A 16027-nucleotide genomic window follows, 5' to 3' on the forward strand; every position below is an offset into this window, starting at 1 on the left:
GATAATGTTGGAAACAACAAGACGCGCCTATTCGTGCTGACTCCTGCTGTCGTCATCTGATCTCAGGAGTGCCGCATGTTAGGTCAAGCAGGGTTGCCGATCCAGCACGCGACTACAGACGCGACTACAAAATAATTTTTCGGCCGATAATGAAAAACGGCTAGCTTATTTCCAAGCTAACCGCTTGTTTTTATTGGTCGGGGCGAGAGGATTTGAACCTCCGACCACCTGAACCCCATTCAGGTGCGCTACCAGGCTGCGCTACGCCCCGATAAGACGGGCAATAGTAGGTTGAAGCCCTTCCACTGTCAACGTCGCAGCAGCTGAAGGACGTCTTCGAGCTCTGCGCGCATCTGGCGGAGGATCTGGTGGGTCTGACTCAGGTCGTTCTTGGCGCCCTCGCCGCTGAGCTGTAGGCGCGCACCACCGATCGTGAAGCCCTGCTCGTAGAGTAGGTTGCGGATCTGGCGCACCATCAGCACGTCGTGACGCTGATAGTAGCGACGGTTGCCGCGTCGCTTGACCGGTTTGAGCTGAGGGAATTCCTGCTCCCAATACCGCAGCACGTGGGGTTTTACCCCACAGAGCTCGCTCACCTCGCCGATGGTGAAGTATCGCTTTCCCGGGATCGGCGGAAGATCGCCGGGGCCGTTGTCCTCGCCCTTATCGGTCGGTTCCAGCATAGGCCTCCACTCGCTGTTTTAGCTTTTGCCCCGGACGGAAGGTCACGACGCGCCGCGCCGTGATCGGGATCTCTTCTCCCGTTTTGGGGTTACGACCGGGACGTTCCTTCTTTTCGCGCAGATCGAAGTTGCCGAACCCGGAGAGCTTGACCTGCTCGCCGCGCTCCAACGCCGCGCGAATCTCCTCGAAGAACATCTCGACGATGTCTTTGGCCTCACGCTTGTTCAGGCCAAGCTCATCGAACAGGTGCTCGGCCATATCGGCCTTGGTCAATGCCATTGGGTCAATCCCTCAATCTTGCGCCAAATTCCGAAGCGAGGCGGGCTAGGATCCGCCTCACGGTGTCTTCAATGACACCATCTGTAAGTGTCTGAGAAGAAGCCTGTAAAATCAATCCAAGAGCGAGACTTTTTCTGCCCGATTCAATGTTTTTGCCGGTGTAGAGGTCGAACAGGACCAAATCGCGCAGCAGCTCGGTCTCCGTGGCGCGAATACAGTCCGCAATCGCCGCGTAAGTCACTGCCTCGTCGACGATGATCGCGATGTCGCGGCGAATGCTCGGAAAGCGCGAGATGGACGCGTGCTTGGGCAGGGCCCCGACACTCAGGGGCGCGATGTCCAACTCGAACAGATAGGCATCGCCCGTGATGTCCAGCTGTGCGGCCAGGCTGGGATGAAGCATTCCGAGCAGACCGATCGCTCGACCGTCACATACCACGTTCGCGGTCTGACCGGGGTGCAGCGCCGGATGCGTGCCGGGCACAAAGCTGAACCGCCCCGGTGCGCCGGTCAGCGCAAGCAGTGCCTCGACGTCGGCCTTCAGATCGAAGAAGTCGGCCGCGCGGCTCGTCAGGCCCCACTGCTCTGGATCCGGGCTCCCGGTGATAAGGCCCGCGAGACCCTGCGTCTGGGTTAGACCGTCGGTGCCGATCCGAAAGCGTAGACCGGATTCGAAGATCCGCACACGTTCCTGTTGTCGCGCCTGGTTGTAACGCGCGGTTTGAATCAAGCCGGGCCAGAGGCTGGTGCGCATGGTGGAAAGCTCGGCGCTCAGCGGGTTCGCAAGGCGCAACACCTCCTGCTCCGGGTCGACCAACGCCTGAATTTCCGGGCTCACGAAACTGTAGGTGATGACTTCGTGGAAGCCGCGATCGACCAGCGTCAGACGGGCGCGATCCAGATCGAAATCCGCCTCCGGGGTCGACCCGGTCACCGATGCCGAGCTTGCGTGGCTTACCGGGATTCGATCGTAACCGTAGATGCGACCGATATCGGCGATCAGGTCGACCTCTTGAACTAAGTCGAAGCGGGCACTCGGCGGCGTGACCAGCCACCCTTCGGCGGTCGGCTCGGTGTGCATGCCCAGACGCTTCAGGATGTCGAGGACGGTGTCCTCAGGTAGCGCGAGTCCGAGGACTTGGGCGACACGCGAGGGACGGAGTGTCAACGTCCGAGGCTTGGGTAGGTCGACCTCCGAGATCGCCTCGATGACGGGGCCCGGCTCGCCCCCGACGATTGCGGTCAAGAGTCGGGTCGCACGCTCGATCGCGCGGACCTGGAGTCCGGGGTCGACACCGCGCTCGAAGCGATGCGACGAATCCGTGTGCAGGCCGTAGGAGCGCGCCTTGCCGCTGACGGCGAGCGGCGCGAAGAAGGCGCTTTCGAGCAGCACGTCACGGGTCTCGGGACCGACCGCGGTCTCCGCACCGCCCATGATCCCGGCCAACGCGACGGCGCGTCCGGCATCGGCGATCACCAGGGTGTCCGCGCGCAATGTCGCCTCCTCGCCATTGAGCAGGGCGATGCGCTCGCCCTCCACCGCCATGCGCACGCGGATCTCGCCGTCGAGCTTCGCGAGATCGAACCCGTGCATCGGCTGGCCGAGCTCGAGTAGGACATAGTTGGTCACGTCGACCACCGGGCTGATGGCGCGGATCCCGCCGCGGCGCAGGCGCTCCTGCATCCACCAGGGTGTGGTCGCGCTCGGATCGATGTTGCGGATCACCCGGCAGACGTAGCGCGGGCAAGCGGCAGGCGCCTGGAGCTGCACCCGCAGGGACTGATCATGCACGGCTTCGACCGGTTGAATCGCGGGCGTTGCAAGCGGCGCACGATTGATCACGGCGACCTCGCGTGCGAGTCCGGCAATGCTGAGACAATCACCACGATCCGGGGTCAGATCGACTTCGATGCAGTGGTCGTCGAGCGCCATCCAGTCACGGATGTCTTCGCCCACAGGCGCATCCACCGGCAACGGCAGGATACCGTCGGAGGACTCGGCAAGACCGAGCTCCTTGGCAGAGCAGATCATGCCGTAGGACTCGACACCCCGCAGCCTAGCCTTTTTGATCTTGAAGTCGCCGGGCAGCACGGCGCCGACAGTCGCGACCGGGACCTTCATGCCCTCAGCGACGTTGGCGGCCCCGCAGATGATCTGGAGAAGCGCATCCTCGCCGAGATCAACCCGGCAGATTCGCAGCTTCTCGGCATCCGGATGGGGTGCGACGGACTGCACCCAGCCGATTCGGACACCGCTAAAGACCGGGGCCGCGGGCTCGACCGCGTCGACCTCGAGACCCGCCATGCTGAGCTGGTCGGCCAATTGCCGGGTGTCGACCGGGGGGTTCACCCACTCCCGCAACCACGCCTCGCTGAATCGCATCTGCTGCTGCCCTGTACTCTGGTTTCATCCCGTCGGGAGGGACAAAGATCGATTGGATTGCCGCCGTACAACGACCGTTACCGAGCGCTTACCGGATCTTTCTAAGAAAAAATCATGAAAATTGACGCAGGTATCTTAGATCGTTCTCGAAATTCAAGCGGATGTCGTCGATTCCGTAACGAAGCATCGCCAAGCGCTCCACCCCCATGCCGAAGGCGTATCCCAGGTAGCGATCGGGGTCGATACCGACGTGTCGAAAGACTTCGGGATAGACCATGCCGCAACCGAGCACCTCGAGCCATCCGGTTTGCTTGCAGACCCGACACCCGCTGCCGCCGCAGATGACACACTGGATGTCGACCTCGGCCGAAGGCTCTGTAAAAGGGAAGTAAGACGGCCGGAAGCGCAGCTCCAGGTCGCGCTCGAAGAAGTTCCGCAAGAAGTCGTAGAGCACGCCCTTGAGATCGGCGAAGCTCACCTGCTCGTCGACCAGCAGACCCTCGACCTGGTGGAACATGGGCGTATGGGTCAGGTCCGAATCGCAGCGATAAACGCGACCCGGCGCGATGATCTTGAGCGGCGGCGCCTGCTCCTCCATCACCCGGATCTGGACCGGGGAGGTATGGGTGCGCAGCAGCAGCTCGGCATCGAAATAGAAGGTGTCGTGCATCGCCCGCGCGGGATGATGCTCCGGGATGTTGAGCGCCTCGAAGTTGTGATAGGCATCTTCGACCTCCGGCCCTTCCGCGACGGCGAACCCCGCGTTGGCGAACAGACGCTCGATGCGCCGCATTGCGCGCGTGACGGGATGCAGCCCACCGGGCCGGCGCCCCCGTCCGGGCAGACTCACGTCGATCCGCTCGGCAGCGAGGCGCGCCGTGAGTGATGCCTCTTCCAAAACGATTTTGCGCTGGTCGATGGCAGCCTGGACCGCAACCTTGGCCTGATTGATCTCCTGCCCTGCAGCGGGGCGCTCTTCCGCCGGCAGCGTGCCGAGCTGTTTGAGCAGCGCGGTGAGCTCCCCGCTCTTGCCGAGATAGCGCACGCGCGCTTGGTCGAGACTGGCAAGATCGGCCGCGGCCGCAATCGCTTCGAGCGCCGCGGTTTGCAGAGCCGCGAGACCGAGTCCGGTGTGTTCAGCCATAGTCGAGTCTTCCGGCTGGGTGTCTGGTCCGCCGCGAGGCCGTGAAACGAAAAAGGGAAAGACCGGGGCCTTTCCCTCTTGTATCGCCGTGAAACCCGGGCGAGAAAGGAAACAGCTTAGGCCAGTGCGGTCTTCGCTTGTTCGGCCAGCGCGGCGAAGGCAACGCTGTCGTGGTAGGCGATGTCGGCGAGCACCTTGCGGTCGACCTCGACCCCGACCTTCTTCAGCCCGTCGATAAACCGGCTGTAGGAGAGTCCGTTTTCGCGAGCGGCAGCGTTGATACGCGCAATCCAGAGCGCACGGAATTGGCGCTTCTTCTGGCGGCGATCGCGGTAGGCATATTGACCGGCCTTGATGACGGCCTGCTTGGCGACACGATAGACCTTACTGCGGGCACCATAGTACCCCTTGGCCTGATCGAGAACCTTCTTGTGACGTGCGTGGGCGGTAACACCCCGTTTAACGCGTGGCATTCTTTGACTCCTGGAATTCGTTCAAGCGCAATGCGATCAGCAGTAGGGGATCATCCGCAGCGCGGCCCGCACATCCGCCTTGTGGAGCCGCTTGGGCGCACGCAATTGGCGCTTCCGCTTGGTGCTCTTCTTGGTCAGGATATGACGCCGATGAGAGGAATTGCATTTGACCGAACCGGAGGCAGTGCGCTTAAAGCGCTTCGCCGCCCCGCGATTTGTTTTCAGCTTGGGCATGGGTTTTTTACTCCGCGATTTGCCGAATGTTTGTATTGCGACGCACGTCGAGCCGAGGTTTTTTTGGAAGACGACATCGGACACATCGACCGATGGCCGTCTTCTCGAGACACTCAGTGTGATCCGCCCGCTGGCTTGGCGATACGCGTCGCTATTTCTTTTTGGGGCCCAGCACCATGACCATTTGGCGTCCTTCCATTTGGGGTTGTTGCTCCACGACACTGAGGGCTGCAAGGTCGTTTTCGATCCGCTTCAAAAGCTCTAGACCGAGCTCCCGGTGCGCATGCTCGCGCCCGCGAAACCGCATGGTGACCTTGCCCTTATCCCCTTCGTTGAGGAAACGCGTCAGGCTGCGTAGTTTGACCTGATAGTCTCCTTCGTCCGTTCCCGGACGAAACTTCACTTCCTTGATCTGAACCTGCTTCTGCTTTTTCTTGGCTTCGTTCTTCTTCTTCTTTTGGTCGAAGAGAAATCTGCCGAAGTCCATGAGACGACACACCGGAGGCTCCGACGTCGGAACGATCTCGACGAGATCGAGGCCCGCTTCCGTGGCCATCTCCAATGCCTCGCGCGTATTGACGACTCCGACTTGGTTTCCATCCGCGCCGATCAGACGTACTTCCGGTACGTTGATCTCCTTGTTGACGCGGTTTCTCTTTGGTGCAGCGATAGCAGGTTCCTCCAAAAGCACTGATAGACACGACGCGCATGACGCGCTCGCGGCCCGTTGGTCGGGCCGGGCGTCAGTGGGTCCGGTTCGCGATCTCTTCGCTCAGACGGTCGATAAAGGCATCGAGCTGAAGAATTCCGAGATCCTGGCCCGCACGGTCGCGGACGGCAACGGAGCGGGATTCGACCTCCCGATCACCGACGACGAGCAGGTAAGGTACTCGTTGCAGGGTGTGCTCGCGGATTTTAAAGCCGATCTTCTCGTTTCTCAAGTCCGTCTCGGCCCGGAAGCCCTTCCCGCGCAAGGTCTTAGAGACCTCTTTGACATACTCCGCCTGCCGATCCGTGATATTCATCACGATCACTTGGGTCGGCGACAACCAAACCGGCAATTGACCCGCATAGTGCTCGAGCAAAATACCGATAAACCGTTCCACCGAGCCCAAGATCGCGCGGTGGATCATCACCGGGACCTGCTTGCTGTTGTCCTCGGCGATGTAGTGCGCACCCAAGCGTCCGGGCATCGAGAAGTCCACCTGGATGGTCCCGCATTGCCAGGCGCGACCGATGCTGTCGTGCAGGGTGAATTCGATCTTGGGGCCATAAAAGGCGCCCTCGCCCGGCTGCACCTTGAACTCTAGACCTTTGGCCTTGAGCGCCTGGTCGAGCGCCGCCTCGGCCTTGTCCCAGAGCTCGTCGCTGCCGACGCGCTTCTCGGGCCGCAGCGAGAGGGCCAGATCGATCTCGGCGAAGCCGAAGTCGCGGTAGGTCTCGAAGACCATGTCGATCAGGGTCGCGACCTCGTCCTGAAGCTGCTCCTCGGTGCAGAAGACATGCGCATCATCTTGGGTAAATCGGCGCGCACGCATCAGTCCATGCAAGGTGCCCGAGGGCTCGTTGCGATGCACCACGCCGAACTCGGCGATGCGCAGCGGCAGATCCCGATGGCTCTTGAGCCCCTGGTTGAAAAGCTGGATATGCCCGGGACAATTCATCGGCTTGATCGCATAGTCGCGATCGTCCAGATGGGTCGTGAACATGCCGCCGGCGAACTTGTCCCAGTGCCCGGAGCGCTCCCAGAGTGAGCGATCGAGCACCTGCGGGGTCTCGACCTCTTGGTAGCCATACTCGTCGAGCTTCTCGCGCATGTAGCCTTCGGCCAGGCGGTAGATCACCCGACCCTTGGCATGCCAGAAGGCCATACCCGGCGCTTCGTCCTGGAAATGGAAGAGATCGAGCTGCTTGCCGAGCTTGCGATGGTCGCGCTTCTCGGCCTCTTCCAGACGATGCAGATAGGCCGCCAACTCCTTCTTGTCGCGCCACGCGGTGCCGTAGATGCGCTGGAGCATGGGATTCTTCGAATCGCCGCGCCAGTAGGCGCCCGCCAGCTTCGTCAGCTTGAACCCGTTGCCGAGCTTGCCGGTGCTCGGCAAATGCGGCCCGCGGCAGACGTCGAACCAATCGCCCTGCCGATAGACGGAGACCGCCTCGCCCTCGGGGATGATGTCCTCGATGATCTCGACCTTGTAGTGCTCGCCGAGCTCGGCGAAGACTTGGATGGCCTGCTCGCGATCCCAGACCTCCCGCACGATGGGCAGATCGCGCTTGACGATCTCGTGCATGCGGGCCTCGATCGCCTCGAGATCCTCGGGCGTGAAGGGCTCGTCGCGGGCGAAATCATAGTAGAAGCCGTTTTCGATGGCGGGGCCGATAGTCACCTGCGTGCCCGGGTAGAGCTCCTGGACCGCTTGGGCCATGACGTGCGCGGCATCGTGCCGCAGCAGCTCGAGCGCGGTCTCCTCGTCCTTATTCGTGACGATGGCGAGCTGCGCGTCCTGCTCGATCACGCACGAGGTATCGACCAACGTCCCGTCGACCCGACCGGCGAGTGCCGCCTTGGCCAGGCCGGCTCCGATGGAGGCGGCGACGTCCCGAACGGAAACAGGGGCATCGAATTGGCGCTTGGAACCATCCGGCAGGGTCACGACGGGCATAACAAAACCTTCAAGGTGCTCAGTGGTGATCGATACGAGGGATCACATGAAAAAACCGCCAGCCCCAGCACGGTGCCGCTCGACTAATGTCAAGCGGCCAACGGCCGGAGCTGGCGGCTGATGTTTGGTAGGCGCGATTGGACTCGAACCAACGACCCCCACCATGTCAAGGTGGTGCTCTAACCAACTGAGCTACGCGCCTGTCGTTGCGAGCCCGGAATAGTACAGGCCCCTACGATCTTTGCCAAGCTCTTTTTGATCGTGGCGATTCCAGCCCGAGGGCGATCGAGCGATTGGATCGGGACCGTCTTAAGGAGCGACGACGCCAAGTGGAGCGCTTGCCGAGGCTGAACCCGTGTCGGAAACGGACCGTCCGAGCCGGGAAGATGGATTTCGCTGCGTTCTACCCATCCTACGTCCACGGCTTCCCGAGCCGGCAGCGAGTGGGTTGTTATACTGCGTGGATGTCCTGAAGGAGACGCCGCAGACCCATGACCATCATCCGCGAAACCGATTTTGTCCAAAGCATCGCCGACGCGCTGCAATTCATCTCCTACTATCACCCGCGCGACTACATCCAAGCCCTGACTGCAGCTTACGAAATCGAGCAATCGCCGGCCGCAAAGGATGCGATAGCCCAGATTCTGGTCAATTCCCGGATGTGTGCGGAGGGTCACCGCCCGATCTGTCAGGACACCGGCATGGTCGTGGTCTTTCTGAAGATCGGCATGGAGGTGCGCTGGGATACCACCCTAGGGATTCAGGAGATGGTCGACGCAGGCGTGCGCCTGGCCTACGGCCATCCCGATAATGTGCTGCGTGCATCTATGGTCTCGCCCCCCATCGGTGAGCGCAAGAACACGGGGGACAACACGCCGGCCGTCGTGCACGTCGAGCTGGTGCCCGGCGATCACGTCGAGGTGCGTCTGGCGGCCAAGGGCGGCGGCTCCGAGAACAAGGCGAAGTTCGCGGTCCTGAACCCGAGCGAAAGCCTGGTCGACTGGGTGCTCAAAACGGTGCCGACAATGGGTGCCGGCTGGTGCCCGCCGGGCATGCTCGGCATCGGCATCGGCGGGTCCGCCGAGAAGGCGATGCTCCTCGCGAAGGAGTCACTGATGGAGCACATCGACATCCACGAGATCAAGGCTCGCGGGCCTGCGAACCCCATCGAAGCGCTGCGCCTGGAGCTGCACGAGAAGGTCAATGGACTCGGCATCGGCGCGCAGGGTCTCGGCGGGCTCACCACGGTGCTGGATGTGAAGATCCTGACCTATCCGACCCATGCCGCCTCGCTCCCGGTCGCCATGATCCCGAACTGCGCGGCGACGCGGCATCTGGAATTCACGCTCGACGGCTCCGGGCCGGTTGCGCTCACTCCGCCGAGCCTGGACGATTGGCCTGCGATCACCTGGGACGCGGCCGCGGGGGCACGTCGCGTCAATCTCGACGGTCTGACCCGCGAGGAGATTGCAACCTGGCAGCCGGGCGAGCGACTCCTGCTCTCGGGCAAACTGCTGACCGGTCGAGACGCCGCGCACAAGCGCATCGTCGATCTCCTGGATCGGGGTGAGCGCCTGCCCGAGGGTGTGGATCTCACCAACCGATTCATCTACTACGTCGGCCCGGTCGACCCGGTGCGCGAGGAGGTCGTGGGTCCGGCCGGACCGACCACGGCCACACGGATGGACACGTTCACCGACCAACTGCTCGAACACACCGGCCTGATCGGGATGATTGGTAAGGCCGAGCGCGGTCCCACGGCGATCGACGCCATCAAAAAGCACGGCGCCGTGTATCTGATGGCCGTCGGCGGCGCGGCCTTCCTGGTGGCGAAGGCGATCAAATCCGCGCGACTCATCGCCTTCGAGGAGCTCGGGATGGAGGCGATCCGCGAGTTCGAGGTCGAGGACATGCCCGTCACCGTGGCCGTCGACAGCCGCGGCGAATCCGTTCATCAAACCGGGCCGGCCAAGTGGCGCAGCAAGATCGGGCTGATCCCAGTGCAGGTCATCTAAACCGCGTCCAGAGCGAGATGCTCACTTTCGAGTGAGCTCGACGTTTGGTGCATCAACGGCCCTTAACGTGAACGCGGTTTAAAATGATTTATTTTTTAATATCTTAAACCGCGCCGGCTCCAGCGGTCGTCAAACCTGCCGGGGCTAATCCCATCCAAAAACATCGCATACCGCGCTGGGCGCGGTTTAGTGGAGGATCTAGTGGAAACCTATCGTGCATTCCGGATCCATCAAGACGCGCAGGGCCACCGAGCGGGTCTCGAGGCGCTCCCGAAACAGGCCCCCGAGACGGGCGAGGTCTTGGTTCGGGTCACCCATTCGAGCGTCAACTACAAGGATGCGCTCGCCGGGACGGGACGCGGCAAGATCCTGCGTACCTTCCCGCTGGTCGGCGGCGTCGATGCAGCCGGCATCGTGGAGCAATCCAATGACCCCGCCTATCGGGCGGGCGATGCGGTCGTCGCGACGGGCTGGGGCCTAAGCTTCGACCACGACGGCGGCTATGCCGAGTATCTGCGCGTTCCTGCGACATGGTTGACGCCGATTCCGGTCGGGCTGGAGCCGCGCTCGACCATGATCCTGGGTACCGCCGGATTCACCGCGGCACTGGCGGTACACCGGATGCAGGTGAACGGTCAAAGACCCGAAATGGGTCCGATCCTGGTGACGGGCGCAAGCGGCGGGGTCGGCTCCATGGCGATCGCAATCCTGGCCCGACTCGGCTACGAGGCCGTCGCGCTCTCGGGCAAACCGGAGCTCGAGGACTGGCTGAAGGCGATCGGCGCCGCTCGTATCATCGGGCGTGATGCACTGGCCGATGCGAAGCGGCCGTTGGAAAAGGCCCTCTGGGGCGGTGCGATCGACAATGTCGGCGGCGAGACCCTGGCGCAGATCACACGCACCACGGTCCCGAACGGGAACATCGCCAGCATCGGGCTGGCCGGCGGCCATCTGCTCGAGACCACTGTCATGCCCTTTATCCTGCGTGGGGTGAGTCTGCTCGGCTGCAACTCGGTGGATGTCGCGCAGGCGCTGCGCACCGAACTGTGGGGGCATCTGGCGAGCGACTGGCGCCCGGCCGACCTGAAGGCGCTGCTCGGCGGCACCGTCGATCTCGACGGGCTACCCGGCGTCTTCGAAGACATCCTCGCGGGGAAGACGCATGGGCGGATCCTCGTGGAGATCGCGCCCCCATCCGACAGGAACAGCGGCTAAGGGCCGTAGGATGGGTAGAGCGACGCGAAACCCATCCTCCCCGCGCCAACCCCCGTGCGAGCCACAACCAAACGACGGCGCAAAGAAAACGGCCCGAGTATGCGACTCGGGCCGGCCTGCGCCCGATCAGGACGCCTTCTTGTAGTAGTGGTGAATCTCGTCGTCGCGATAATGGCTGTCGGTCCAACAGCGCGGCAGCAACTCGTCCGAGATGAACATCAGCTCGGCCTTCTCGAACGTCTCCGGCTCTTGGGCCTCTTCACCATAGTGATAACGCCCGACGATCTTCGGGTGCATCGGATTGAACAGGTCCCGTTGACTCAGAACCTCGATCATCTTGCCGGTCGTGCGATGTTTTAGAAACATGGCTTGTCCTCCTGCGCAAGGGGTTGATCCGTCGTCTTCAAGTATGACACCGGGTCGACCCTTGACAAGGTCCGGCAATGCCCTCCGATTTATCTCAGCCGACGTGCTCGGCGGCTTGTGCCGGCGTCAGGGTCTTGATCGACAAGGCATGCAGCTCCCCGCTCGCGATCTGCGGCTTGACGGTCTCCATCACCAGACGCTGCTTCTTGATCGGCGTGAGGCCCTCGAAGACCTCGCTGACGACGATGGCGTCGAAATGGCTCCCGTCTCCGGAGACCTGGACCTCCGCGCCGGGGATGCCTTGGCGGATGAGTTGTGCGACTGCTTCGATTTCCAACGTTAGCTCCTGATAGCCTCGATTCCTGTTGACGCCCCGGCGAGCTGGCGCGGTCCCGTGCTCGCCACCATTTCCATTAAATAGGGCTTTGCACCCCCGGGGCAAGCATGGGGAGCCGGCCACACGGCACGGACAACGCTCCGCCGGACCCGCGAACGGGCCTGTGCGCACTACCCCAAATGGTGGATCCAAACCCGCTCTTGGCTCGGATCGAGCTGTCTGGCCTGCGCGATGTCGCGGCCGTGGTGCGTGAAGAGGATCACCTGCGTCTTGGCCGAGAAGTCCGCCAGCGTCGCGAGCGTGGCAAGCGCGCGCTCGTCGTCGAACTGGATGAGGATGTCGTCGACGACGAACGGCATCGGCTCGGCGCCCTGGAGATAGTGCTCCAGGTTGGCTAGGCGCAGCGCCAGATAGAGCTGATCGCGGGTACCCGTGCTCATCGCCTCAACACGCAGTCGCTCGCCGCTGTTGCGCAGACCGACCAGGACGGGCTGGTCGGCCTCGTCGAAGTCGGTCTCGACCGCACTGAAGGCGTCGCAGGTCAGGCGCGCGAAATAGCGACTGGTGCGCCCGAGGATCGGGTCGCTGTTTTGGCGGCGGAAGCGCTCGATCTCGTCGCGCAGAATGCGCGCCGCCAGCTTGAGCCGGACATACTGCTCGGCATGGGTGCGGATGCCGGCGAGGAGCTGTTGGGCCTCCTCGGCGAGCGCGGCGGCGGTGCCCTCCCCGCCCATTGCCTTGAGTGTACGGTCGGCGTCGGCCTTCTCCTCGATCAGCGCTCGGTGCGCGGGACGCAGCTCCTGCTCGAGGCGCGCGTCGATCTCGGCCAGCCGCATGACCACCCGATCCTGATCGACGGCGGCCGCCTCGTGTGCGAGTGCCTCGATTCCGAGGCCGTCACCGGCACGCATGAGTGCGCGCTCGACATCCGCAAGCTCGGCGGCGACTCGCCGTCGGTCGCGGGCGCGCTCCTCGATCAGCGGCAATTGCTCCGGCGCATCGCAGGCGGCCTGACGACAGAGATCGGCGAGGACGCGATCGGCCGCCGCGATTGCCGTCTCCGACTCGCGAATCTCCTCCTCGGTGCGACTCGCCTGTGCACGCAGCTCATCGAGACGCGTCTTGACGGCGCGTTGCTCGTCGAGCCGGGCATGCAGCATCAAGATCGACTCCTCCACCGGACGGTCCAGAAGATCGACCGCGAGCCGACCGAGACAGTCGCGGGTCTGCGCAACGAAGGCATCGGCATCCCGATCGATGCCCGCGATGCGTGTCCTCAAGAGCGCCCCGGCCTCGACCTTCGCCGCCGCATCCGCGATCGCTTGAAGATCGTCCGAGACCTCGCCGGGGCCGGCATCCGGCGCAAGCCCGAGTTCGGTCATGAGAGCGGTCCAGTCCGCCTGCCATGCGGCATGCGCGGTCTCTGCATCCGACAGCTCGCGGCTCAGGTGTCGAGCACGCCCCTGCAGCTCCGCGACCTCATGCTCCAGCGCAAGACGCGCACGCTCAACCTCCTCCGCAGCGCGCAGTCGCCCCTCGGCCAACCCGATGAGCCCGCCGAGCTCTGGCCTGGCGAGTGCCGGGGATCCAGGGTCGACGATCGCGTCCGAGGTACCGAGTGCACCCAGGAGCACCGCGCGATGCGATGCCCGCACTGCCTCGCGGATCTCGATGCGCTCGCGCAGCTCCTCGGCCTGGAGGATCCGCTCGCGAAGCCGCGTGGCGCGCGCAAGCCAGGGCAACATCTCGGGCGGCGGCAGCGGGGTCAGGCCGCAGGTCGACCAGAGCCGATGCCATGCCTCCTCGGACCGGGTGCCAGACAAGGTCAGCTCGGTCAGCGCGCGCTCGGTCTCGTCAAGCTCCTGCTGCACGACCTCCAGTCGCGCCCGGGTCGTCGCCCGGTCATGAACGCGCCCGGCCTCGCGACGCAGCCGATCGGAGATCTCGTCGGCCCCGGTCAACGCGCCCTCGAAGGCATCCGCAAGAGGTGCCTCGGCGTGGTACAGCCGTGCCTCGGCGCCGACATCCTCGCCGGCGAGCCATGCCCGCTTCACGAGCGACCAGCCCCGATCGCGATGCGCACGGGACTGCATCAGATCATCCTCGGACGGCACCGAGCCGCTCAGCTCCAGCACCCGCAAAGCCTCTTCGCACTGCAGACGCTCATCGCCCACCTTCGATCGTTTCGAAGCCAAGGCCTGACGTTGCTCGTTCAGCGCACGGGTCTCATCCGCGAAACGGCGCAGACTCTCCTCGTCCGGCAGCGGTGCGGCGAGCAGATCGGCCAACCCGTTCGACCAGAGACCGAGTGCGGACAGCCCCTGCTCGCACGCCTTGTGTTGAGCCGCCAGCGCCTGCCGTTCCTCGACGAGCGTTTGATCCAGGTCTCCCGCGCGGCGAGCGGCATCGAGCGCGTTGCGCAGATCGGTCGAAACGACCGCTGCGGGCAGCTCGGCAAGCGCCGCGGTGCGCAACCCGAGGCGCTCTTGCGTCTCGGCGAGATCGGCCCGGATTTTGGCGAGCGCGTTGATCACGGCGGCCTTGCGGGCGCCGAGCTCGGTCGCGCGTCGTCTGCGCGCAAGCAGCGGCGTCAGTCGATTCACATCGACAGACGCAGGATCGCGCGCGAGGTCCGGCCGCACCTGCTGCAGCAGCGCGCTCGCCTCGGACTCTCGGCGCGCCAGCTCGGCAACCAGCTCGGTGCGATCCTGCGCGGCCTTGCGATGGCTGCCGAACCGCTCGCGTAGGTCATCGATCGACTCGGACTCACGAAGCAGATCGTCCGATACCGCATCGCTCAGCTCGCCAATGAGCACGCGCAAGCCGTCGAGCCGGTGTTGTGCATTGGCCCGGGCCTCGGCGGCACGGGCCAGTTTGGCAACCGCCGCCTCGCGGCGCGTCGCGAAATCCTCGGCAAGCACGGGCACGGCTCCGATCCCCTCCAACTGCTCCTGCAGCCGGGCCATGCGCACCAGATCCGGGAGCGTGCGCCGAATGCGTTCGAGCCGGCTGCGCTCGAGCGTCATCTGCGCAATCTCCGTGTCCATCGCCGCCAGCTCGCGAATTGTCCGATCGAGCGACGCCTTGGCCTGCTCCCACTCACGCACCGAAAGGCTCGCATCGCGCACGCGCCGCTCGGTCTCGCCGAGCTCCCCGATCAAGGCGTTGATCCGCGGCTTGGATGCGCGCGGCAGAAAGAGTGCGTTGGCCTCTTGATCGAGTCGATCCAGAACCCGATGAATCGCGGTGGCGCCGAGCGCGGTCCCGAACAGCGCCTCGGCCTCCCTGCCCCGCTCTTCGAGCAGGGTTTGGCCGCCGTCGACCAGGCTCTCGTAATCGATCCCGAAGAGGCGCTCGAACAGGCCGTCGTCCACCTCGCCCAGGAAGGGCAAGAGCGCATCCTCGCCGATCGCCTTTCCGTCCGGATCCAGCAGGGTGCTCTTGCGACCCTTGCGTCGCAGGAACGCAAGCTCCTCGCCGTTGCGGTTGCGCAGACGCCCGCCGAGACGCAGCTCCTGCTTGCCGTGTCGGAAATCATCACGGGTGCGCTCGTGGATCCCGAAGAGCAAGCCGCGCAGTGCGCGAAGGGCCGAGCTTTTTCCCGCCTCGTTGGGGCCGAAAACCAGGTGCAGGCCCTCGCAGCCGCCGCTCAGATCGAGACGGCGGTCGGTGAAGGGACCGAACGCGCGCAGGTCCAGCTCCAGGATCTTCATTCTTCGCTCTCCGGGACGCTACCTTGCCCGCGCACCCGCTCCACCAGGAGTACCTTCACGTCCTCGAGGCAGGCAGACAGATACTCGGGGTCCGATGGATTCAACGGATCATCGCCGCCGCGCAAGGCGGGCGGCAGCTTGAGGGCCAGCGCCGCAACCTCCTCGCTCAGGGCGGAGAGACGCTCGCCGTCGACCTCCAAGGCGTGGATGGTGCGCAACAGGCCTCCGAAGGCATCCTCGCGCGACGGTTCGGAGGCCGGCGCCGACGGATGCGTCTCCACGACCTGCTTCTCGATCCAGATATCCGCCAAGCCGGTGGAAGAGACCAAAGCCCGACACTCGTTGACCAAGCGCTCGTGCTCGGCGTGCAGGCGCGGATGGATCGGACTGCGTCCGGTCAGACGCAGGCGTGTCGCGAGAAGACGGCCCTCGGCCGCGTCCGACGCATCGGCAAGCGCGTGCTCGACGAGCGGGAAGATCTGGTCGAGGCTGCGCACGTCGGTCACATCGACCGAACAGGT

The 16027-nt window shown here is 64.0% G+C and carries 13 protein-coding genes, 2 tRNA genes and 1 pseudogene; 2 read left to right on the forward strand and 14 right to left on the reverse strand.

Annotation, left to right across the window (positions count from 1 at the left end):
- Positions 1-194: 194 nt before the first annotated feature.
- The 10 genes from GPT33_RS10930 to GPT33_RS10975 all read right to left on the reverse strand — a co-directional run bounded on the left by GPT33_RS10930 (position 195) and on the right by GPT33_RS10975 (position 8062).
- Positions 195-271 (reverse strand) — tRNA-Pro (locus tag GPT33_RS10930).
- A 37-nt stretch (positions 272-308) separates the two neighbouring features.
- The gene (locus GPT33_RS10935) at positions 309-683 is read right to left on the reverse strand and encodes a MerR family transcriptional regulator (protein WP_007194179.1); all 375 of its coding nucleotides are present in this window, start codon (positions 681-683) and stop codon (positions 309-311) included.
- Positions 664-963 (reverse strand): integration host factor subunit alpha, encoded by a 300-nt coding sequence (ihfA, locus tag GPT33_RS10940; protein WP_007194180.1) that lies wholly within the window; start codon positions 961-963, stop codon positions 664-666. The genes GPT33_RS10935 and ihfA overlap by 20 nt, the downstream gene beginning before the upstream one ends.
- A gap of 4 nt (positions 964-967) precedes the next feature.
- Complete coding sequence (gene pheT / locus GPT33_RS10945; protein WP_296808658.1) at positions 968-3346, reverse strand: phenylalanine--tRNA ligase subunit beta; 2379 nt, start codon at positions 3344-3346, stop codon at positions 968-970.
- A 112-nt stretch (positions 3347-3458) separates the two neighbouring features.
- On the reverse strand, positions 3459-4490 hold the full coding sequence (pheS, locus tag GPT33_RS10950) for a phenylalanine--tRNA ligase subunit alpha (RefSeq protein WP_296808661.1): 1032 nt from the start codon (positions 4488-4490) through the stop codon (positions 3459-3461).
- 116 nt (positions 4491-4606) lie between these two features.
- Complete coding sequence (gene rplT / locus GPT33_RS10955) at positions 4607-4963, reverse strand: 50S ribosomal protein L20 (protein ID WP_007194183.1); 357 nt, start codon at positions 4961-4963, stop codon at positions 4607-4609.
- Positions 4964-4999: 36 nt separating this feature from the next.
- On the reverse strand, positions 5000-5197 hold the full coding sequence (gene rpmI / locus GPT33_RS10960; RefSeq protein WP_007194184.1) for a 50S ribosomal protein L35: 198 nt from the start codon (positions 5195-5197) through the stop codon (positions 5000-5002).
- 151 nt (positions 5198-5348) lie between these two features.
- Positions 5349-5882, reverse strand: a complete 534-nt coding sequence (gene infC, locus GPT33_RS10965) for a translation initiation factor IF-3 (RefSeq protein ID WP_040731927.1) — start codon at positions 5880-5882, stop codon at positions 5349-5351.
- 58 nt (positions 5883-5940) lie between these two features.
- Complete coding sequence (gene thrS / locus GPT33_RS10970) at positions 5941-7860, reverse strand: threonine--tRNA ligase (protein ID WP_296808663.1); 1920 nt, start codon at positions 7858-7860, stop codon at positions 5941-5943.
- 125 nt (positions 7861-7985) lie between these two features.
- Positions 7986-8062 (reverse strand) — tRNA-Val (locus tag GPT33_RS10975).
- 289 nt (positions 8063-8351) lie between these two features.
- Here GPT33_RS10975 and GPT33_RS10980 point away from each other — a divergent pair.
- Entirely contained in the window at positions 8352-9875 is a 1524-nt protein-coding gene (locus GPT33_RS10980; RefSeq protein ID WP_296808666.1) for a fumarate hydratase, read from the forward strand.
- 201 nt (positions 9876-10076) lie between these two features.
- Positions 10077-11090, forward strand: a complete 1014-nt coding sequence (locus GPT33_RS10985; RefSeq protein ID WP_296808668.1) for a YhdH/YhfP family quinone oxidoreductase — start codon at positions 10077-10079, stop codon at positions 11088-11090.
- 126 nt (positions 11091-11216) lie between these two features.
- Here GPT33_RS10985 and GPT33_RS10990 read toward each other — a convergent pair whose 3' ends face one another.
- From GPT33_RS10990 to GPT33_RS11005, 4 genes and pseudogenes are all read right to left on the reverse strand, one after another.
- Entirely contained in the window at positions 11217-11456 is a 240-nt protein-coding gene (locus tag GPT33_RS10990; RefSeq protein ID WP_296808671.1) for an acetyltransferase, read from the reverse strand.
- 94 nt (positions 11457-11550) lie between these two features.
- Positions 11551-11793 (reverse strand): BolA/IbaG family iron-sulfur metabolism protein, encoded by a 243-nt coding sequence (locus tag GPT33_RS10995; protein WP_296808674.1) that lies wholly within the window; start codon positions 11791-11793, stop codon positions 11551-11553.
- Positions 11794-11963: 170 nt separating this feature from the next.
- A complete protein-coding gene (locus GPT33_RS11000; RefSeq protein WP_296808676.1) occupies positions 11964-15506 on the reverse strand; it encodes a YhaN family protein in 3543 nt (1180 codons plus the stop codon).
- A pseudogene (locus tag GPT33_RS11005) lies at positions 15503-16027 on the reverse strand (DNA repair exonuclease); the annotation flags it as partial. The gene GPT33_RS11000 and the pseudogene GPT33_RS11005, both read right to left, overlap by 4 nt.

The sequence above is a fragment of the Thiocapsa sp. genome, from assembly GCF_011390875.1.
Taxonomy (GTDB): Bacteria; Pseudomonadota; Gammaproteobacteria; order Chromatiales; family Chromatiaceae; genus Thiocapsa.